We start from the raw sequence: 19,511 nt of genomic DNA, 5'->3' as shown, positions 1-19,511 counted from the left end.
CCCCCCCCTGTGGGAGCGGGCTTGCTCGCGAAGGCGGTGTGTCAGTCGGCATCATTGAGAACTGATACTCCGCCTTCGCGAGCAAGCCCGCTCCCACAGGGTGCCTGCAACGTGAACCGCTCACCCCACCGAATCCTCCAGCATCGCCCAGCTGTGCAAGAATAGGCACAGCCATGCCGACTTATGCGCAGGACTTCTCGATGAATGCAACACCGACCGCCAGCGATGCCCAGGCCCTGATTGCCCGACTGGACTGGGAAAACAGTCCGCTGGGCGCTGCCAGCAACTGGCCACAGAGCCTGCGAACCGCCGTGGATATCGTGATTCACTCACCGATGCCGATGCTGTTGCTGTGGGGCCCGCAGCTGACGCAGATCTACAACGACGGTTTCGCCCTGCTGGCCGGCAGTAAACATCCGCAGGCTTTCGGGCAACCGACGCACCAGATCTGGCCTGAGCTGAAGGACTTCACCGATCCGATTTACCACGCGGTGCTGCAAGGTCAGGTGCGCACCTACAGCGAACAGCGCTTCACCCTGCAAGGCGAAGCCCAGGAATCCGACCTCTGGCTGGACCTGACCTACAGCCCCATTCGTGACGAAAATACCGAGGTCGCGGGAATTCTGGTCACGGCCATCCAAACCAACGAACGCCGACGCATCGCTCTGGAGCTCGAACAACGTTCGGCCGCCAGCCTCAAGGCCCAGCGCGAAACCGAAGAACGCTTGCAACTGGCCCTCGCCGCCACTGACGCGGTCGGTACCTGGGATTGGGACATCAGCGAGGACCGCTTCATCGCCGACGCGCATTTCGCCCAGTTACATGGCATCGATCCGGCCAAGGCCAATCATCTGCCAATCAGCGAATACCTTAATGGCGTGCACCCCGAGGACCGCGCCCTGATCACCCGCAGCATCAGGCACTGCATCACCCAGGGCAGCGAGTACGCCGAAGAATATCGCCTGCTGCAAGCGGATGGGGAGCTGCGCTGGGTGTTTGCCCGTGGCCGTTGCTACAAGGATCACCATGACCGCCCGATCCGCTTCCTCGGTGCAGCCCTTGATCTTACCGAGCGCAAACAAACCGAACAGGCCCTGCGCCAGAGCCAGACCGAGCTGCAGCTGATCATCAACGCCATGCCAATCCTGATCAGCTACGTCGACCGCGAGGAACGCTTTCGCCTGAACAATGCCGCTTACCTCGACTGGTACGGCCTGACGCCTCAGGAACTCTATGGCCGGACCATAGTTGAAGTGCTCGGAAAAGAAGCCTACGCGCTGCGTGCGTCCTACGTCGCCGAAGCACTGTCCGGCAGACCCTGCAGCTTCAGCATTAGCACCCCACATCGCGACGGCAGCATCCGCCAGGCCCTGATGAATTATCTGCCGCGCCACGGGGCGGATGGCACGGTCAACGGTTTCTACATCTTCGTGATCGACGAAACCGAGCGCAAACAGACCGAGGAAGCCCTGCGTAACCTCAATGAAACCCTGGAAGAACGGGTGGCCGCCCGCACCCGGCAACTGGCGCAAGCCAACGAACGCCTGCAAAACGAGATGTGCGAGCGCGAACGCGCCGAAGAAGCGCTGCGCCATGCGCAGAAAATGGAAGCGGTCGGCCAGCTCACCGGCGGCATTGCCCACGACTTCAACAACATGCTCACCGGCATCATCGGCAGCCTTGACCTGATGCAGCGCTACATTGCCGAAGGCCGTGTCGACGAAATTACCCGCTTCACCGAAGCGGCCGTGTCCTCGGCCAACCGCGCCGCCGCCCTGACCCATCGCCTGCTGGCGTTCTCCCGGCGCCAGTCGCTCAATCGCAAGCCGCTCAACGCCAATGAGCTGATCCATTCGCTGGAAGATTTGCTCAGCCGCACCACGGGCGACCACATTGAACTCAAACTGCAATTGACCGAGAACGTCTGGCTGGTCAACACCGATGTCAGTCAATTGGAAAATGCCTTGCTCAACCTGGTGATCAACGCACGCGATGCCATGCCCGACGGCGGCGAGCTGTTGATCGAAACGGCCAACGTGTATCTCGATGGCAGCGACATCACCACCCTGGAACAGGTCAACGCCGGGGACTACCTGATGATTGCCGTCAGCGACAACGGCATCGGCATGACGCCATCGGTATTGTCCAAGGCATTCGATCCCTTTTTCACCACCAAACCCATTGGCCAGGGCACCGGCCTGGGGTTGTCGATGATCTACGGTTTCGCCCAGCAGTCGGGCGGCCATGTCACCCTGTCCAGCCTGCCAGACCGGGGCACCTGTGTGCGCCTGTATCTGCCGCGTCTGGACGGCACCGAACAGGTGGCGGAGCCGCAGCCGCTGGTGGGCGAAGCACCGCCAGTCATTGCCGGGGAAACCGTAGTGCTGGTGGAAGACGATTCAGCGGTGCGCATGCTGGTGCTCGATCTGTTGAACGAGCTCGGTTACCGCGCCTACGAAGCCGAAGACGCCAGTGCCGCCCTGCCCATGCTCGAGTCCGACTTGCGGGTGGACCTGCTGGTGACCGACGTCGGCCTGCCGGGGATGAATGGCCGGCAACTGGCGGAAATCGCCCGCCAGCATCGTCCCGAATTGAAAGTGCTGTTCATGACCGGCTACGCGGAAATCGCCGCCGAACGCCAGGGCTTCCTCGAGCACGGCATGGACATGGTGTCCAAACCATTTACCATCGACCTGCTGGCCAACAAGATTCGCACGATGATCGGCCATGCCCGCTGACTTGAGGCATAATCGCGCGCCCCGTTGTCACCGCCGTTGCAAGGTAACCGCCCCATGAAAGCTCAAGCCCGCCATATTCTGGTGAAAACCTCGGAAGAAGCCGAGCAACTCAAGCAGCGCATCGCCAAAGGCGAAGCCTTTGATGTGCTGGCCAAAAAATACTCCACCTGCCCGTCCGGCAAACGTGGTGGCGACCTTGGTGAGGTCAGGCCCGGCCAGATGGTCGGCGTGATCGATGCGGTGATCTTCAAGAAACCGCTGCGAGTGGTGCATGGGCCGATCAAGAGTAAGTTTGGTTATCACCTGGTGCAGGTTTTTTACCGGGATTGATGGGCTGGTTTGAAAGCCCCCTTCGCGAGCAAGCCCGCTCCCACATTGGATTTTGTGAGTCGGCAAAATATGCCACCACCCCCCATCCCTGTGGGAGCGGGCTTGCTCGCGAACCGATGGCGTAGCCAGCGGCCATCCACCACTATTTCGCAATCAACGCCCCCGACACCTGAATCACCCGACTCGCCAACCGATGCCCGGCCTCAGCCGCCTCCACCGGGCTTGCGCCCTTGAGCCTTGAAGCCAGGTACGCCGCGCTGAACGAATCCCCCGCCGCCGTCGTATCAACCACCCGCTCGACCTTTTGCGCCGGCACTTCGAACGACTCGCCGGCGCATCGAATCAGGCACGCATCGGCGCCCCGCTTGAGTACCACTTCAGGCGTGCCGATCTGTTCGTAAGCGGCAAACACGGCATCGCAGTCGGCAAAATCGAACAGTGCCTGCTCGTCATCGACGGTCAACAACGCCAGGTCGACATAGGGCAATACGCTGCGATAAGCCGCGCGCGCCTCTTCGGCCGAGGCCCACAAGCGTGGCCGGTAATTGTTGTCGAAAACAATCCGCGCATCGCGCTGTCGAGCTTCTATCAGGGTTTGCAGCAACTTCTCCCGTCCCTGCGCGCCAAGCACTGCCAGGGTGATCCCGCTGAAATACAACAGATCGTAATCGGGCAGCGCCGCGAGAATCGGCGCTGCGGCCGGGGTGGTGAAACAATCACGCACGGCCGCTTCATTGCGCCAGTAAAGAAAACGCCGCTCACCCGCGGCGTCGGTCTGGATGCAATACAGCCCCGGCAAGCGCCCAGGCAGACGCTGGACCATGCCCACACCGACGTTTTCCGCAGCCCAGGTTTGGCACATGGCATCGCTGAAACTGTCGTCACCCAGGGCGGTGACGTAATCCACACTACCGGCCGCCCCCAATTCGCGGGACAGGTACACCGCGGTGTTCAAGGTGTCGCCGCCGAAGCTCTGCTGCAGACTGCCGTCGGAACGTTGCTGCAACTCGATCATGCATTCGCCGATCAGGGCGATGCGCGGAGTGTTGGGGCCGAGGGTGTTGATGGTGTTCATGGGGTGGGGTCTCTGGTGTTGCGATGTTAACTATCAGGGCCCCATCGCGAGCAGGCTCGCTCCCACAGGATTTGTGAGTTGCCATAAATAGCAGGCACACCCAAAACACTGTGGGAGCGAGCCTGCTCGCGATGGGCGCGCTGCGGTTTCAAATCTTAGAAACAGGTTTCCATGGTTTCGATGACGTTCAACTGCTCGTCCACCAGACAACCAACACGCCACTTGTCAAACGTCAGGCACGGATGCGAAGTACCGAACGAAATGATATCGCCCACACGCAGATCCACTCCCGGCGCCACGGTCATGAACGCATGCTGATCCATGACCGCAGTCACCTTGCATGCGCTCACATCGTCCCCGCTGGCCGGCACCAAGCCCGCCTTGTAACGTAGCAGCGGCACCGGCAAACCGGCGTCATAGGCCACGTCGCGTTTGCCCAGGGCAATCACCGCAAACCCCGGTTCCGGCAACGACTGCACATGCGCCCAGACTTCCAACGCCGGACGCAGGCCTTCGTGCAGGTCGCTGCGACGGTCGAGCACGCAGCACTGTGCTTCCTTGTAGATGCCATGGTCGTGGGCCACATAACTGCCAGGGCGCAGCACACTAAGGAAACGCCCAGCGACGTTCTGCGCTTCGAACTCTTCGGCAATCAGGTCATACCAGGCAGAACCTGAGGCCGTGATAATCGGCTTGGCGATTGCGAATGCGCCGCTGTCCTGCAACTGCACCGCCAGGCGCACCAGCGAGCCGGCGAAATCGCGGATACCGCTCACCGCGTGGTCACCGTGAATCACCCCTTCGTAACCCTCGATGCCAGTCAAAGCCAGCGCCGGTTGCGCGGCAATGGCCTGGGCCAGGTCGAGCACTTCCTGTTCGCTACGGCAACCGCACCGCCCACCGACCACGCCGTATTCGATCATCACGTTCAGGCGCACACCGCGCGAAGCGAAATACGCCCCAAGGTCGGCGACATTGTCCGGGTGATCGACCATGCAATAGAAGTCGAAGGCCGGGTCGGCCAGCAGGTCGGCGATCAGTGCCATGTTCGGTGTGCCGACCAGTTGGTTGGCCATCAATACCCGGCGCACGCCATGGGCATAGGCCGCGCGGGTTTGCGTGGCGCTGGCCAGGGTGATACCCCAGGCACCAGCGTCCAGTTGTCGACGGAACAATGCCGGGGTCATGCTGGTTTTGCCGTGGGGCGCCAGTTGCGCGCCGCTGTTGCTGACAAAGTCCTGCATCCAGCGAATGTTGTGCTCCAGTGCCTGGCGATGCAGCACCAGCGCTGGCAGGCTCACATCACGGACCAGGCTGGCGCCGTGGCTGGCCGCACCTTTTTCCACATTGGCAGTGTTTGGGGCAGAAGACATGTTTGAACTCCTCATCCACGCGGCTGCCGGCAGCCGCTGTTAATCGTTGATGCGCCGGGCCAGGCTGTTGGCGCTGTCGATCAGCACCCGGCGGTAGTCGGCGTAATTTTTCCTGGCGTCGGCCCTTGGCGCGACGATGCACAGGGTGGCGATGGCCACGCCGCCTGGGTCTTTGACCGGAGCGGCGAAGCAATGGGTAAAGGTGTCAGCGACGCTGTCGAAGGAGAAGAAGCCATCGCTGCCGGCCTGACGGATTTCCTCGAGGAACTGCCCGACCGGCAAGCGTTCGCCGCAGGGCAGAATGAAGTCGTCAGGGTCGATCAGGTCGATGATTGCCTGGTCGCTCAGATGCGCCAGCAACAGCCGGCCGGACGCGGTCCAGGGGATGGGCGCGTTTTCACCGATGTCCGACGAGATGCGGAAATGCCGCTCGCCCTCTTTCATTAACGCCACGGTGTATTTGCGTCCGTTGAGCAGGCACATCTGCGCGGTTTCGCGGGTCTGGCTGACGATTTCCTGCAAGGCGTGATCGGCCTCGCGGGTCAGGTCGAAATGACGCAAATGCGCCTGGCCGAGAAAGTACAGTTGACGCCCCAGGTAGACGTGACCGTCTTTGCCGACAGGCTCCAGGATCCGGCGTTCGAGCAACGAGGCAACCAGCTCGTAGACGGTGGATTTGGGGCTGCCGATGCCGCTGGCGATTTCGTTCGGGCGCAGGGGCTGGCCGACTTCCTTGAGGAAATCGAGGATATCGAACGCCCGATCCAGACCGCGAGCCCGGCGTTTGATGGTGTCTTCGGTCATTCCAGTGGGTTCCCATTCAACGTCGCCAGGATGGTACTGGCTGTTGTGTTTGTGTCAGTCAGATCCAGCCCCCGCCCTCCCGAAACGTCGGACCGCCCAGGGGGAGAGGGAGCCTGACCGCATTCATGCAAAGGTATTTGCTTAAATTCAACATTTGCATTGGGACATACCACTCCCTCCCTGAAAGGTAGAGAGGTCAGACCCGTATCGATGCAAAGTTATCTGGCACACACCGTAATAGGCATCGATACAAATCAGTCCCCTCTCCCCCCGGGAGAGGGTTAGGGTGAGGGGCGGCCATCAAGACCACCACAAATCTCAAGCCTTCTTCTTGTACGCAATACAGTCGATCTCAACCTTGCAATCGACCATCATGTTCGCCTGCACACAGGCCCGGGCCGGGGCGTGTTCGGGTTTGAAGTACTCGGAAAACACCTTGTTGAAACTGGTGAAATCCCGCGGATCCTCCAGCCACACGCCAGCACGCACTACATCTTCCAGGCCATAACCGGCCTCGTTGAGAATCGCGATCAGGTTCTTCATGGTCTGGTGGGTCTGCTCGACAATGCCGCCGGTAATGATCTCGCCATCCACCGCCGGCACCTGCCCGGAAACGTGCAGCCAGCCATCGGCTTCTACGGCGCGCGCGAAAGGGCGAGGCTGACCGCCAGCGGCGGTACTGCCGGTGCCGTAACGAGTAATGCTCATGAAGGATTCTCCTGATTGAATGATAAACACTCCGGGGTAGCGATCATTCCGCTATAGCGGATCAAGGTATATAACAGCGGAAAGATAGCAGAGAGTCTGCCACAGGATCCTGATTGGACAACCCCCTATCGGACTGCTTTATTCAATATTCAAGTAATAGACGGTCTAAACAACCGCGGGCGTGAACGGCGTGTGCGGTCCACGGAGGCTTCATGTCATTCAAAGTCATGATGGTTTTCGGCACGCGCCCAGAGGCTATCAAGATGGCCCCCTTGGCGCGGGTCCTGCGCAACTGGCCAGGTATCAGCCTGAACATCTGCTCCACCGGCCAGCACCGCGAGATGCTCAAGCAGGTACTCGACTCGTTCGAACTGACAGTCGACGAAGACCTGCAGGTAATGACCCAGGGCCAGACTCTCAATGACCTCTCCGCACTCATGCTGGCCCAACTCGACAAGGCCTATGGGCGAGTGCAGCCGGATATCGTGCTGGTCCACGGCGACACCACGACCAGCTTCATCGCTGCCCTCGCCGCCTTCTATCGCCAGTTGCCCATCGGCCACGTGGAGGCCGGATTGCGCACCGGCGACTTGCGAGCGCCCTGGCCGGAAGAGGCCAATCGACATCTGACAGGCGTCATTGCCGATCTGCATTTTGCGCCGACCACCAAATCCGAAGACAACCTGCTGCGCGAAGGCGTGCCCAAGGCCAACATCGAAGTCACCGGCAATACGGTGATCGATGCGTTGGTGTGGATGCGCAATCACCAACAGAAAACCCAATGGCACCCGGCGGCCGACTCGCCGCTGGCGGTGCTCGACGAAAACCGGCGCATGGTGCTGATCACCGGACATCGGCGGGAAAACTTCGGCGGCGGGTTCCGCAACATCTGCCTGGCCCTGGCCACCCTCGCCGAACGCTACCCCGACGTCCAGTTCGTCTACCCGGTGCACCTCAACCCTCAGGTGCAAAACGCGGTGTACAGCGTACTTTCGGACAAACCCAACATCTACCTGGTGGCGCCGCAGGATTACCAGCATTTCGTCTGGCTGATGGGCCGCGCACATTTCATCCTCAGCGACTCCGGAGGCATCCAGGAAGAAGCCCCGGCCATTGGCAAACCGCTCCTGGTTCTACGCGATGTCACTGAACGGCCCTCGGTACTCGAAGGCGGCACAGTGTTGCTGGTGGGCACCGACACTGCGCGGATCGTCAAGGAAGCAAGCCTGTTGCTCGACGACGACACTACGTTCCAGAGCATGAGCCGCATCCACAGTCCTTATGGCGACGGTCACGCCAGTGAACGCATTGCCAATCGCCTTGGCGTCTGGCTCAAGCACCGCGCGGTATCGGGAAAAGCCGTATGAGCCTGGGTTTTGTCGATTTCTTCGCGTATGTGCTGTTCGGACTCAAATACGTTGCAATCACCCTGGCCCTGTTGATGTTCATCCTCGGCCTCGATGACCTGTTCATCGACATCGTCTACTGGAGTCGCAAATTCATCCGGCGCTGGCGGATCTACGAAAAATTCCGCCGCGCGGATGAGGAGCGCCTCTACTCCATCGCTGAAAAACCGCTGGCAATCATGGTGCCGGCGTGGAACGAAGTCGGCGTGGTCGGTGAAATGGCGCGCCTGGCGGCCTCGACCATCGATTACGAAAACTATCAGATTTTCGTCGGCACCTACCCCAATGACGCCGAAACCCAGGCCGACGTCGATGCTGTCTGCCAGCACTACCCCAACGTGCATAAAGTGGTGTGCGCGCGGCCCGGCCCCACCAGCAAGGCCGACTGTCTGAACAACGTGATAGACGCGATCCTGCGCTTTGAAAGCGATGCGAAAATCCAGTTCGCCGGGTTCATCCTGCACGACGCCGAAGACGTGATTTCGCCCATGGAGTTGCGCCTGTTCAACTACCTGTTGCCAGGCAAGGACCTGATCCAGATTCCCGTCTACCCCTACGCACCGGAATGGAAAGGCTTCACCGCCGGGCACTATGTCGACGAGTTCGCCGAGAACCACGGCAAGGACGTCATCGTGCGCGAAGCGCTGACCGGCCAGGTGCCGAGCGCCGGCGTCGGCACCTGCTTCAGTCGCAAGGCCATCAGTGCCCTGCTCGAAGATGGCGATGGCATCGCCTTTGACGTGCAAAGCCTCACCGAGGACTACGACATCGGCTTTCGCCTCAAGCAGAAAGGCATGAAGTGCATCTTCGCCCGCTACTCGGTGACCGACCCGAACCTGGCGCTCGAACAGCCCTGGGTGTTCGGCATGAACCGCGCGTTCTCCCAGGTGATCTGCGTGCGCGAGCACTTCCCCCGGGACTTGCAGCACGCGATCAGGCAGAAGTCGCGCTGGATCGTCGGCATCGTCTTCCAGGGCACCAAGAACCTCGGCTGGAGTTCCAAGGGTCTGCTCAACTATTTCCTCTGGCGCGACCGGCGTGGCCTGATCGCTTACCTGTTGAGTTTCTTGGTCAATCTGCTGTTTGTGGTATTGCTGGCGATGTGGCTGATCACTGTGATTGCCCCGGACGCCTGGCGCTACCCCTCGATCCTCTCCGACAGCAGGCTGCTCGAGGTCCTGCTGTGGGCCAACGGTTTCCTGCTGCTCAATCGGCTGTTTCAGCGTGGCTGGTTCGTCACCCGCTATTACGGACTGGTCGAAGGGCTGCTGTCGGCGCCGCGCATGATGTGGAGCAACTTCGTCAACTTCTTCGCCAACCTGCGCGCGCTGCGTCAGGTCATGGAAATGGGCGATTCGCGCCGCGTGGCCTGGGACAAGACCACCCATGAGTTTCCAGCCCTGACCCAGGCCCAGCGCACGCCGCTGGGCCATCGGCTGGTGGAACAAGGCCTGCTCAGCGAAGAACAGCTCGAAGCCGCGGTGACCAACCCGGTACGCCGGCGCCTGGGCCGGGAGCTTTTGCTGCGCGGTCACATCGACACCACGCAACTGGTGCAAACCCTGGCCGGACAACTGGACCTGGAATGGGCGCCACTCAATCCTTTCAAGCTCGACAAACACCTGATCGACGCCGTACCGCGCCGGATCGCCAGCCATTACGGCGTGCTGCCGGTGGCCGAAGAAGGCGACACTTTGGTACTGGCCTCCGAAGGCCCGGTGAGCCAGGTGTCCCAGGGCGCGATCAGCCGTCAGCTGAAACGCCCGGTACGTTGCCGCCTCGCCCCCCAGGGCCGGGTCACCCTGGGCATCCGTTACTGGTACCCCAGCCCCCGGCAAAACGAGGACGTGCGGCAAATGCTCGAGGTACTGGAACGGCATCAGGATGATGAAGCCTTGATCGAACGCATCAGTCACCATCAGGTCCTGCTTGGCACTCTCCTGCAAGTGCGCGGCATGGTCCCGCCGAGCTTGTTCAATCAGGCGCTGATCGACTTCGATGCCGAACAGATGTCCCTGGGCGAGCACCTGATTGCGCGCGGCATGATTACCCGGGAGGTGCTTGCACAGGCGTTGACTGAACAGGCCAGCGAACAGCAAGCCGCCTACCGCATTGCCCGGGAGGCCGCATGAAGCCAGGCTACCGTCACACTGTCCTGCTTGGCAGCCTGCTGCTGAGCCTGGGTACGACGGCGTGGGTGCAAGCCGGGCCGCTCAGCGATTTCGAGGCGTTTCGCAGCTACCCCTACATGGACCGCAGCTATCGCGAGGCAAAGAAAGGCAACTGGGCCGAAGTCGAGCGTCTGATGCGCCACCTGCTGGAGAAGGTGCCGAACAACGATGAGGCGCGGGCCCTGCTGGTGCAGGCCCTGGCCAAACAACGGCGCTACAGGGACGCCGTGCAGGCGTTGCCGGACAACCCGCAAAACAGCGACGCCCTGCTCACCCTGCGCCTGACCTGGATCGAACAGGACCCGCCCGGCAGCGATCAGGTGGAACAGTGGATCGCCACCAGCAATCTTACCCAGCGCGTGCGCCTGTGGCAGGCCTACAGCCTGAGCCTGGCCAAATTCGGTGGCGCAGGCCGGGCCCATGACTGGCTGGCACAGCTGGCGCCCAAAGGCGATGACAAGATTTTACACCTGGCCCGCGCCAATTGGTCCGAGCAGTTGCGTGACTGGAACGGCACCATCGATGAACTCGCCCCGCTGGCCGCCAGCAAGCAACTGGATGCGCAAGGCTGGCAACGTCTGGCCAACGCCTATGTACAACTTCTCGACGAACAGCCCCTGCAGCAATTGCTGCAACAGGCACCAAACCCGCAATCGGCACGCAAGGCAAGGCTGGCCATGGTCGACCGGGCCATTGCCATGGGCCACTTCGAGCAGGCACAACGCTGGATGCAAACATTGCCGCCCGCCGACCTTGCGGATCCAGCCCAACGCCAGCGCCTGTGGGAGCTGGCGCGGCAAAACCGCGACAGTGCAACCGTGCAACGCTTGAGCGCTGACTTGCAACGACCCTGCCTGGAGACCGCCGAGTGGTTATCGCGTCACGACCCGCAGGCGGCGCTCACGCAGTTGCAAGGTTGTGCGCCCGAAGCCGACCCGCAGACCTGGCTGATCCTCGCCCAGCGCTTGCAAGCCGTCGATCTGTTGCAAACCACCCGCCTGCCGGAACCCTGGGATACCCAACGCCGCGAGCGCCTGCTCGACGCCTGGCAAGATCAGGGTCGCAGTGACAAAATCCTGGCCTGGCTGGCTGATCAACCGCAGACCGCCGATGTGGTCAAGCGTCGGGCGGAACTGCTCCAGGCTTCGGGGCACAATGCGCAAGCGATGGCGCTCTGGGAGCGGCATTACCAGCAGACGGGCATCCTCAATTCGCTCAACCAGGCCAGCTACCTGGCGTTGAACGCCGGTCAGCGTGAACACGCGCAACAGTTGCTCGAGAATGCTTATGACCGCCACGCCGGCAAGCTGCCGAGCTCGATGCTGCTGCGGCTCGCGGGCCTGTACGCCGCTTCGACACCCACCCCGGTGCAACAACAGCGCATGGTGTCACTGCTCAATCGAGTCGACCCCGCCACTCGCGGCCAACTGCTAGCGCAACTGGCAGAAAGCGGTCAGTGCGATGCAGTGCAACAGGCCATCGGCAAAAACCCGCAAAGCGCCGGCGACTTCCACGCCCTCGGTCGTTGCGCCATGCCGGATCGTCCCGGTGAAGCGGTGGTGTATTACCAGACTGCGCAAAAGCTCGGCGACCGCAACAGCCGCCTGCCATTGGCCTACGCTCTGGATGCCGCCGGCGATGCCTCCGGCGCGCTGGCTATCTGGCGCAGCATTCCCGATGCCGAGCTCAGCGACAACGCCCGCCTCACCGCCAGTCGCAGTGCCCTGACTGCCGGCGACTATCAGACCGCTGAACGCTACTGGCAACAAAGCCGCACGCGGGGTGCCAACGAATGGGCCCTGGGCGCGGCGATTGCCGATGCCCGGGGCGATCATGGCCTGGCCTTGCAACGCCAACGCTCTGCCCTGCAAATAGCACCGGATGCCGGGCATTTCTACGCGGCATCGGTCACCGCACAGAAAGCCGGCGACCTGCAGCAAAGCAACGCATGGCTGGCCGAAGCGGTACGCCGCGAGCCGGACAATCCACGTTATCGCGCCGACTACGGCATGCGCCTGGCAGGAGCGCAAACCAAAGAAGAACGCGCCAGGGCCATCCCCTATCTGCAAAGCGCCACTCGCGCCTTCCCCGAAGATTATCGCCTCGGCGAAACCCTGGCCGTGCGCTATGACGAAGTCGCGGACAGCGCCTCGGCGCGCAAAGAACTGCGCCGTGTCATCGACCTTGAACAGAATCCGGTGGCGGCCGACGATGAGGACGGCAGCCTTGAAGCCCGGCGATATCGCCAGCGCCGCGCCCATGAAACCCTGTCCCGTCGCGATTCGCGCACTGTGGCCAGCACCTGGTCCCCTGCCGGGGTCTCGACCAACGACTTCCTGCGCCCTGACGAAAGCACGGGCACTCGCCGCAGATCGACATCGCAGAACGTGCAAATGGCGATGTGGGACCACGCGCTGGGTGAGGAACCAAGCCGCGCCGGCAGTACCCTGTCGGTCTACGGTCGCGTACTGCTCGGTGGCCAGAGCCGGACGAGCTATGCCGAATCCATCGCGACCGGTGTTGGGTTGCGATACAAACCGTGGGGCACGGCCAACATCAACCTCTACGGCGAGATCTACAAACAGAGCCAGTTCGACGAACAGGACAACCACGGCCTGAGCCTCGGCGAAATGTTCAACCCCGACAAGCTGTCGGACCAGATCGACGACCACAAGGAGGACGGCCACACCACCACCGATTACCTGCTGCGTGCCACCGCGTCGTTCCTCGATCAGGGACGGTTTCGCAACGACTGGCGAGTGGATGAAAGTGACTGGGAAGAGCGCTTCCTCTACCTCGACGCGGCTTGGTGGACCAAGGCTGGAGACCATCAATGGTTGTCACGCTTTCAACAGGGCCACGCCTGGAAGCTGCCGTTCAACGGCGCGCAAACCCTGATGCCCTATGGCTTTCTCGAGTTCGCTACGCAGGACCCGAGTAACGACTGGCGCCAGGACCTGCGCACCGGCCTGGGTCTGCGCTGGCAATGGTGGTTCGACGACGACATCTACAACGCCTACCGCGCGCACCTGACGGTTCGCACCGAGTATCAGCAATCCCTGGGCGGTAACCTGTACGAAGGCGGCAACGGCGTGCTGCTGGGCGTGGAGTTGAATTTCTGATGAAGCGACTTCTTTTGGTTTTGAGCCTGCTGCTGGGCAGCGCAACGGTCGGCGCTGACGAGCGAATTTTCTATCAGCCGCTCAATGCCGACGCCAACCTGAGCCAGGCGCAATGGCAACGGATCTGGCAGGACACCGCCCGGCAAGGTACCCACACCGTGATCGTGCAATGGACGGCCTATGGGGATTCCGACTTCGGCGGCGCTAATGGCTGGCTCGCCAACAGCCTGAAACTGGCGCAGGCCCAAGGCCTGAAGCTGGTGCTGGGGTTGCGCATGGACCCGGCCTATTACCAACGCATCGACGAACTCGACAGCACTGGTCTGGCGACTTACTGGCAGGCGCAACTGGGGCAATCACTGGCTCGGCAACAGACGTTGCGCAAGGACTGGAAGCTCTCGGTAAGCGGCTGGTATCTGCCGATGGAACTCGATGACCTGCATTTCCTGGCTGTCGATCGCCGGCAGACCCTGCAACGCCAACTCAAGGACTTTGCCGCCAGGCTCGATGCGCCACTGCACATCAGCGCGTTCAGCGCCGGCAAGCTGGCGCCGCGGGTCAATGGTCAGTGGCTGGGCGAGTTGGCGAGCAACGGGACACAGGTCTGGTGGCAGGACGGTGCCGGCACCGGGCGTTTGCCTTCCCTGGTAGGCGACGGATACGCCAGCGCACTGCCCTGCTCCATCGGCATCGTGCGTGAGGCGTTTCGCCAGGTCAGCACTGCGGGGCAGGCCTTCCGTGCCGAACCGGCGCCACCAAGGGCCGCGTCGGCTGCATGCCATCCCACCGCGGTTTTTTCCCTGCGCTACCGGCCGTGGGGCAAGGTGATTCTCGACAATCAGCGAAAGTACAAGGTCAGCGATGTACAAAACCATTGAAGATGAAGTACTGCAAAACGCTGCACCTTCGGAGCTGAAAAAGGAGTTTCTCCAGCATGAATTCGAGCGGCTGCACAAGTTCTGCGTGCTGATCTATGTCGCCAGCGTTACTGTCTGGTTGCTCTATGACTTGATCCTCAGCCTTTTGGGGGAGCAGCGATTCACCTTGCGCTCGCTGCCGTTTATCGGTGCTTTCGCGGCCATGGTCATCGTCCTGATGTTCATCCGCGAGGCCCGGCATTTCCATTGGTTGAACGTGCTGTTTGTACTCACCATCACACTCGGCACCCGCTTGCTGATCGAAGGAGTGGCTGTCGAACATCAAAGCGCATGGCTGTTGCTGGCGGCTTCTACCACGCTCTACAGCGCCTCGGTCCTGCCGCTGAGCCGCTGGTCATTCTTCACTGCGCAACTGATCACCTGGACCGTGCTCAATCCGTTCTACAACACCGGTATCGATGTGTCCAAACTCAAAGTCGTGATGACCATCAGCTACTGCGGTTTCCTTTGCGCCCTGACCCTTTACAGCTTCATCACCCTGCGCAGGGCCAAGCTCTACAACTACCTCATTTCCAAGCTGCTGTTGAAGCAGGCATACATCGACCCCCTTACCGAAATCCCCAATCGCCGCTCATTCATGACTCGTGCCGACGAACAGATGCAGGTCGCGGTACGGGCGCACGATCACTACCTGGCGATGATCGATATCGACAACTTCAAAAAGGTCAACGACGTTTACGGCCACGACATTGGCGATGAAGTACTCAAGCGTGTCGCGACGGATATCAAATCGGTCATGGCCAATTTTGAATACGCGCGACTGGGCGGCGAGGAGTTCGCGATTTACCTGGCCGGGGTGCGCCGCGAGGACGTCGAGTTATTGGCGGGAGAGCTTTGTCGAGTGGTCCGCGAACAACCGACGCAACACCCGGTAACCATCAGTATCGGCCTGGCGCGGGTAGACGATGAGGACACGCTCAACCAGGCGTTGGTCAAGGCGGATGAAGCCTTGTATGAGTCAAAAAATACGGGGAAAGACCGCTATACCTTTCATCAATCGGACCGCTATCGCAAGCAGGCTCGCTCACACAGGTGAGCGGCGCTGCCTGTCTGCGATGGATGTTTTTGAAGCTCACCTGTTAATGCTTGAGCGACGCCATTACCCGCTCGGCATTTTCACTGCACGCCATGCCCTCGGGGCGGGCCTGGACCATATCGATCCAATCCAGAAGCTGCGCCTTGCTATGGGCAAGGTGCCGCTGCATCTCTTCGATCTGCCCGATCTTGCGATTGAGCCCGGCGATCAGTTCTTCTTGCTTGAACGCGCCCGTATCGTTATCCGGCAGTAAATGTTTGAGTTCTTCCAGGCTGAAGCCGGCCTGCTGCGCGCACTGGATGATTTGCAGGGTCTGCAATGCCTGCGACGGATAACGCCGATAGCCATTGGCCGAACGCGCAACCTGACGTATCAGGCCCTGGGCTTCGTAGTAACGAATGCGCGACGCGGTAAACCCGCTCATCTGCGCCAATTCACCAATCTTCATTTCAGCCTCGCTTGCCTGCTTGACATTAAAGTTAACTTTAAGCTTAGCCTCTGCTCTTCACTGATGAGGAGTCAAGCATGTCGCCCTTCAAAACGTTGAACTTGCCCAACGGTCAGACCATCGGCAATCGCATTGCCAAGGCCGCGCTGGAAGAGAACCTTGCGGCAGCGGACCAGGCACCCGACCGGGCATTGTTTCGCTTGTATCAAGCCTGGGCCGGGGGCGAAGCCGGGTTGTTGTTGACCGGCAACGTGATGGTCGATCGCCGCGCCATGACTGGTCCCGGTGGAGTTGCGCTGGAGGATGAGCAACACCTGCAACGTTTTCGCCAATGGGCGAGTATTGGCCGCGCCGGTGGCGCGCAGTTCTGGATGCAGCTCAACCACCCTGGGCGCCAGACCTTGGCCAACCTTGGCCAGCAAGCCTTGGCCCCGTCGGCGGTGGCGCTGGACCTGGGGCAATTCTCGAAGATGTTCGCCGAACCGAAACCCATGAGCGAAGGCGACATCGAAGAAGTGATTCGACGCTTCGCCACCAGCGCCGCACTGGCGGAAAAGGCCGGGTTCACCGGGGTGCAGGTTCACGCGGCCCACGGTTACCTGATCAGCCAGTTCCTCTCGCCACTGACCAATCGCCGCACTGATCGCTGGGGCGGCTCCCTGGAAAACCGTGCGCGTCTGCTGCTAGCGGTAGTCAGTGCCGTGCGCCAGGTGGTGTCGGCGCAATTTTGCGTGTCGGTAAAGCTCAACTCGGCGGATTTCCAGCGTGGCGGTTTCGAGGTAGACGATGCGCGGCAAGTCATCCAGTGGCTCAATGAGCAGCAGATCGATCTACTGGAACTCTCCGGCGGCAGTTACGAGGCGCCGGCCATGCAAGGCGAGGCACGGGACGGTCGAACCCTGGCCCGTGAAGCGTACTTTCTGGAAATGGCCAGCGACCTGGCGAGCGTTGCGCGCATGCCGGTGATGGTGACGGGCGGGATCCGGCGCCTGGCGATCGTCGAGCAGGTCCTGGACAGCGGCATCGCCATGGCGGGGATCGGCACCGCGCTGTCCCTGGAACCGCATCTGGTCAAACACTGGCGCGAAGGTCAGAACAGCCACCCGCAAACGTCGCCGATTCGCTGGAAACGCAAACCACTGGCAGCGCTGGCGACCTCGGCAGTGGTGAAATTTCAGTTGCACCGTTTGAGTCGCGGACGCACTACCCGGCCGCAGGTGTCGGCGATATGGGCATTGATTCTTGACCGGTTGTTCATCAGCAGGCGGACCCGCCAGTATCGGCAGGCGATGGGTAAGTAATTCAAACTGAAGACACCTGCACTGGCCCCTTCGCGAGCAAGCCCGTTCCCACACGATATCCGGTTGAAACACAGATGTTGTGTACACCGGGTAACCCTGTGGGAGCGGGGCTTGCCCGGGAAGGGACCGCTGCAGAAAAAGAAGAATTCAGGCAGGAAACAGTTCGTCTATATGCCGGTATTCGGACTGTAGCTGCTCAGCCAGAACCTTACTGCGCCCCAGCCGAATCGGGCCACGCTCGATGTCGATCAAAAGTCCGGGACACGCCAGTTCAGGCAGCACCGGCCAGTCCTTCAAGCGTCCATCGGTGACCAGCAACAACCGCTGCTGCTCCGCTGGAAAGCGTTTCTGTCGTATCGCCAGCCACCGCCCTGCCTCTGCCAACGCCGCCAGCAACGGCGTGCCACCGCCCGCACCAAGACCATCGAGCCAATGGCGCAACCCCGTGGAAGCCTTCAACCCTTGCACCTGCCATTTCGGCTCGGCACCACTGGCCGTCATCAACGCCAGGCGCGCACGCTGGCGATAAGCGTCGTCGAAAATCTGCGCGAGCAAGCCCTTGGCATCACTTAGCGCCTGATGGCGGCGGGTCGATGCAGAAGCATCAACGATCACCAGCCACAGTTCATGGGGCGAACGGGTGCGCAGGTGGAACAACAGGTCGTCATGCCGCTGCGGCCGGCCATTGAGCAAGGTGCCCGGCCAATTGACCATGCCGTTGCGTGTGGCGTGACGCTTGCCCTGTCTGCCGTGATCGAGCTGCCCGGCGCGGGGTCTGGCATTCGCCCCCGCGTCAGCACGGGGGCGAATGCCTAAGGCTTTTTTGGCCAGCTCGGTATTTCACGTCTGGCGCCGACCGGCAGCGCCTTGGCGGGCATTTCGCCCCACTGGCCCTGCCCTTCACCTGGATTGGGCTGCTGCGGTGCTGATGGCTGCGGGGCCTGGGCGTGTTGCGGCGCTGGTGCTGGATGTTCGCGACGCCTATGGCGCAGGGCAAACTCGGCGACTGCATCGATATCGTCCTCGGCGATAGCCTTCGCCCCGCGCCACGCCGCGTGGGCCCGGGCGGCGCGCAGCCAGACCAGATCAGCGCGCAGGCCATCGACGCCGGCCGCAAAGCAGCGCTCGGTGATCCGCGCCAGTGCTTCGTCGTCCAGGGGAATGCTGGTCAGCGCACTGCGCGCCTTCTGGCAACGCTCGCGCAGGGCTTGCTGAGGGCTTTCCCATTCGGCGCAAAAGCCTTGTGGATCGCTGTCGAAATCCAGCCGTCGACGGATGATCTGGCCGCGTTCGACCGGTGCGGTGTGCCCTCCGAGGGCGACATTCAGGCCAAAACGGTCGAGCAGTTGCGGACGCAGTTCACCCTCTTCCGGGTTCATGGTGCCGATCAGCACGAATTTCGCTGAATGCCGATGGGAAATACCGTCGCGCTCGACCAGGTTGGTGCCACTGGCTGCCACGTCGAGCAACAGGTCGACGAGGTGATCGGGCAACAGGTTGACTTCGTCAACGTAGAGCACGCCACCGTCAGCCTTGGCCAGTACGCCGGGGGAGAATTGTGCGCGCCCCTCGCTCAGGGCGGCATCCAGATCCAGGGTGCCAACCAGACGTTCTTCGGTGGCACCCAGGGGCAAGGTGACGAACTGACCGCTGGCCAGCAGGTCCGCGAGGCCCCGGGCCAGGGTTGATTTGGCCATGCCGCGTGGGCCTTCGATGAGCACGCCGCCGATTTTCGGGTCGATGGAGGTGAGGTACAGGGCGAGTTTCAGATCGTCGGCGCCGACCACGGCGGAGAGGGGGAAATGGGGGGTGTCGGTCATTTTGGGGGTCTCGGTCGTGGTCTTTGGGGTTCGGTGGTAGTGATGATTGTGGTCTGCCAGTTAGATTGCTGCCCTCACCCTAGCCCTCTCCCGGAGGGAGAGGGAACTGATCGAGGTGTTTAGTCGAATTACATCGACCTGAGAGATCGAGTTGAACCCGGTACCTGAAAACACTGGCGATTGCTCCCTTTTCCCCCTCTCCCATGGATGGAGGGGACTTAACGAGGTGTTTAGTCGAGTT

15 protein-coding genes are annotated in these 19,511 nt (G+C 61.5%); 8 read left to right on the top strand and 7 right to left on the bottom strand.

All coding sequences use genetic code 11. The annotated features are described in order from the left end of the window. The first annotated feature begins 200 nt into the window (after positions 1–200). Positions 201–2,738, top strand: a complete 2,538-nt coding sequence (locus tag AC07OG_RS09415; protein WP_495066852.1) for a PAS domain-containing hybrid sensor histidine kinase/response regulator — start codon at positions 201–203, stop codon at positions 2,736–2,738. A 54-nt stretch (positions 2,739–2,792) separates the two neighbouring features. Then, complete coding sequence (locus AC07OG_RS09410; RefSeq protein WP_007898282.1) at positions 2,793–3,068, top strand: peptidylprolyl isomerase; 276 nt, start codon at positions 2,793–2,795, stop codon at positions 3,066–3,068. A gap of 142 nt (positions 3,069–3,210) precedes the next feature. Here AC07OG_RS09410 and AC07OG_RS09405 read toward each other — a convergent pair whose 3' ends face one another. The 4 genes from AC07OG_RS09405 to AC07OG_RS09390 form a co-directional block, all read right to left on the bottom strand. Then, a complete protein-coding gene (locus AC07OG_RS09405; protein ID WP_495066851.1) occupies positions 3,211–4,143 on the bottom strand; it encodes a sugar kinase in 933 nt (310 codons plus the stop codon). 155 nt (positions 4,144–4,298) lie between these two features. Further along, positions 4,299–5,516, bottom strand: a complete 1,218-nt coding sequence (locus AC07OG_RS09400) for an amino acid deaminase (RefSeq protein WP_495066850.1) — start codon at positions 5,514–5,516, stop codon at positions 4,299–4,301. Between the two features lie 39 nt (positions 5,517–5,555). Beyond that, on the bottom strand, positions 5,556–6,320 hold the full coding sequence (locus AC07OG_RS09395) for an IclR family transcriptional regulator (protein ID WP_495066849.1): 765 nt from the start codon (positions 6,318–6,320) through the stop codon (positions 5,556–5,558). Positions 6,321–6,638: 318 nt separating this feature from the next. Continuing rightward, positions 6,639–7,028, bottom strand: coding sequence for a RidA family protein (locus tag AC07OG_RS09390; RefSeq protein WP_495066848.1), 390 nt, complete (start codon positions 7,026–7,028; stop codon positions 6,639–6,641). 212 nt (positions 7,029–7,240) lie between these two features. Here AC07OG_RS09390 and wecB point away from each other — a divergent pair, with 212 nt between their 5' ends. From wecB to AC07OG_RS09365, 5 genes are read left to right on the top strand one after another with little or no spacing between them, the layout of a single operon-like run. Further along, a complete protein-coding gene (wecB, locus tag AC07OG_RS09385) occupies positions 7,241–8,395 on the top strand; it encodes a non-hydrolyzing UDP-N-acetylglucosamine 2-epimerase (protein WP_495066847.1) in 1,155 nt (384 codons plus the stop codon). Beyond that, a complete protein-coding gene (gene nfrB, locus AC07OG_RS09380; protein WP_218423192.1) occupies positions 8,392–10,566 on the top strand; it encodes a cyclic di-3',5'-guanylate-activated glycosyltransferase NfrB in 2,175 nt (724 codons plus the stop codon). The genes wecB and nfrB overlap by 4 nt, the downstream gene beginning before the upstream one ends. Further along, on the top strand, positions 10,563–13,727 hold the full coding sequence (locus AC07OG_RS09375; RefSeq protein WP_495066846.1) for an NfrA family protein: 3,165 nt from the start codon (positions 10,563–10,565) through the stop codon (positions 13,725–13,727). Before nfrB ends, AC07OG_RS09375 begins: the two co-directional genes overlap by 4 nt. Continuing rightward, positions 13,727–14,605, top strand: a complete 879-nt coding sequence (locus AC07OG_RS09370; protein ID WP_495066845.1) for a DUF4434 family protein — start codon at positions 13,727–13,729, stop codon at positions 14,603–14,605. Before AC07OG_RS09375 ends, AC07OG_RS09370 begins: the two co-directional genes overlap by 1 nt. Beyond that, on the top strand, positions 14,589–15,701 hold the full coding sequence (locus AC07OG_RS09365) for a GGDEF domain-containing protein (protein ID WP_495066844.1): 1,113 nt from the start codon (positions 14,589–14,591) through the stop codon (positions 15,699–15,701). Before AC07OG_RS09370 ends, AC07OG_RS09365 begins: the two co-directional genes overlap by 17 nt. A 43-nt stretch (positions 15,702–15,744) precedes the next feature. Here AC07OG_RS09365 and AC07OG_RS09360 read toward each other — a convergent pair whose 3' ends face one another. Then, entirely contained in the window at positions 15,745–16,149 is a 405-nt protein-coding gene (locus tag AC07OG_RS09360; protein WP_218423195.1) for a MerR family transcriptional regulator, read from the bottom strand. A gap of 77 nt (positions 16,150–16,226) precedes the next feature. On the opposite strand from AC07OG_RS09360, the gene AC07OG_RS09355 reads away from it, so the two are divergent. Further along, complete coding sequence (locus tag AC07OG_RS09355) at positions 16,227–17,450, top strand: NADH:flavin oxidoreductase/NADH oxidase family protein (RefSeq protein ID WP_495066843.1); 1,224 nt, start codon at positions 16,227–16,229, stop codon at positions 17,448–17,450. Positions 17,451–17,597: 147 nt separating this feature from the next. Here AC07OG_RS09355 and AC07OG_RS09350 read toward each other — a convergent pair whose 3' ends face one another. Both AC07OG_RS09350 and AC07OG_RS09345 read right to left on the bottom strand, forming a co-directional pair. Then, positions 17,598–18,143: a vWA domain-containing protein gene (locus AC07OG_RS09350; protein WP_495066916.1), complete on the bottom strand. Its 546-nt coding sequence runs from the start codon at positions 18,141–18,143 to the stop codon at positions 17,598–17,600. A 119-nt stretch (positions 18,144–18,262) separates the two neighbouring features. Next, positions 18,263–19,270 carry a magnesium chelatase ATPase subunit I gene (locus tag AC07OG_RS09345; RefSeq protein WP_495066842.1) on the bottom strand — a complete coding sequence of 336 codons (1,008 nt, stop codon included), beginning with the start codon at positions 19,268–19,270 and terminating at the stop codon, positions 18,263–18,265. Between the last annotated feature and the right edge of the window lie 241 nt (positions 19,271–19,511).

The organism is Pseudomonas sp. GW821-FHT09H03 (genome assembly GCF_059415945.1).
This window is presented reverse-complemented; position numbering and strand designations above follow the sequence as displayed.

Bases quoted from the DNA above. Each gene is read 5' to 3' on its own strand.
- AC07OG_RS09365 (WP_495066844.1), top strand. From the start codon at position 14,589: ATGTACAAAACCATTGAAGATGAAGTACTGCAAAACGCTGCACCTTCG.
- wecB (WP_495066847.1), top strand. From the start codon at position 7,241: ATGTCATTCAAAGTCATGATGGTTTTCGGCACGCGCCCAGAGGCTATC.
- AC07OG_RS09410 (WP_007898282.1), top strand. From the start codon at position 2,793: ATGAAAGCTCAAGCCCGCCATATTCTGGTGAAAACCTCGGAAGAAGCC.
- AC07OG_RS09345 (WP_495066842.1), bottom strand. From the start codon at position 19,270: ATGACCGACACCCCCCATTTCCCCCTCTCCGCCGTGGTCGGCGCCGAC.
- AC07OG_RS09355 (WP_495066843.1), top strand. From the start codon at position 16,227: ATGTCGCCCTTCAAAACGTTGAACTTGCCCAACGGTCAGACCATCGGC.
- AC07OG_RS09395 (WP_495066849.1), bottom strand. From the start codon at position 6,320: ATGACCGAAGACACCATCAAACGCCGGGCTCGCGGTCTGGATCGGGCG.
- AC07OG_RS09400 (WP_495066850.1), bottom strand. From the start codon at position 5,516: ATGTCTTCTGCCCCAAACACTGCCAATGTGGAAAAAGGTGCGGCCAGC.
- AC07OG_RS09375 (WP_495066846.1), top strand. From the start codon at position 10,563: ATGAAGCCAGGCTACCGTCACACTGTCCTGCTTGGCAGCCTGCTGCTG.
- AC07OG_RS09405 (WP_495066851.1), bottom strand. From the start codon at position 4,143: ATGAACACCATCAACACCCTCGGCCCCAACACTCCGCGCATCGCCCTG.
- AC07OG_RS09360 (WP_218423195.1), bottom strand. From the start codon at position 16,149: ATGAAGATTGGTGAATTGGCGCAGATGAGCGGGTTTACCGCGTCGCGC.
- nfrB (WP_218423192.1), top strand. From the start codon at position 8,392: ATGAGCCTGGGTTTTGTCGATTTCTTCGCGTATGTGCTGTTCGGACTC.
- AC07OG_RS09390 (WP_495066848.1), bottom strand. From the start codon at position 7,028: ATGAGCATTACTCGTTACGGCACCGGCAGTACCGCCGCTGGCGGTCAG.
- AC07OG_RS09370 (WP_495066845.1), top strand. From the start codon at position 13,727: ATGAAGCGACTTCTTTTGGTTTTGAGCCTGCTGCTGGGCAGCGCAACG.
- AC07OG_RS09415 (WP_495066852.1), top strand. From the start codon at position 201: ATGAATGCAACACCGACCGCCAGCGATGCCCAGGCCCTGATTGCCCGA.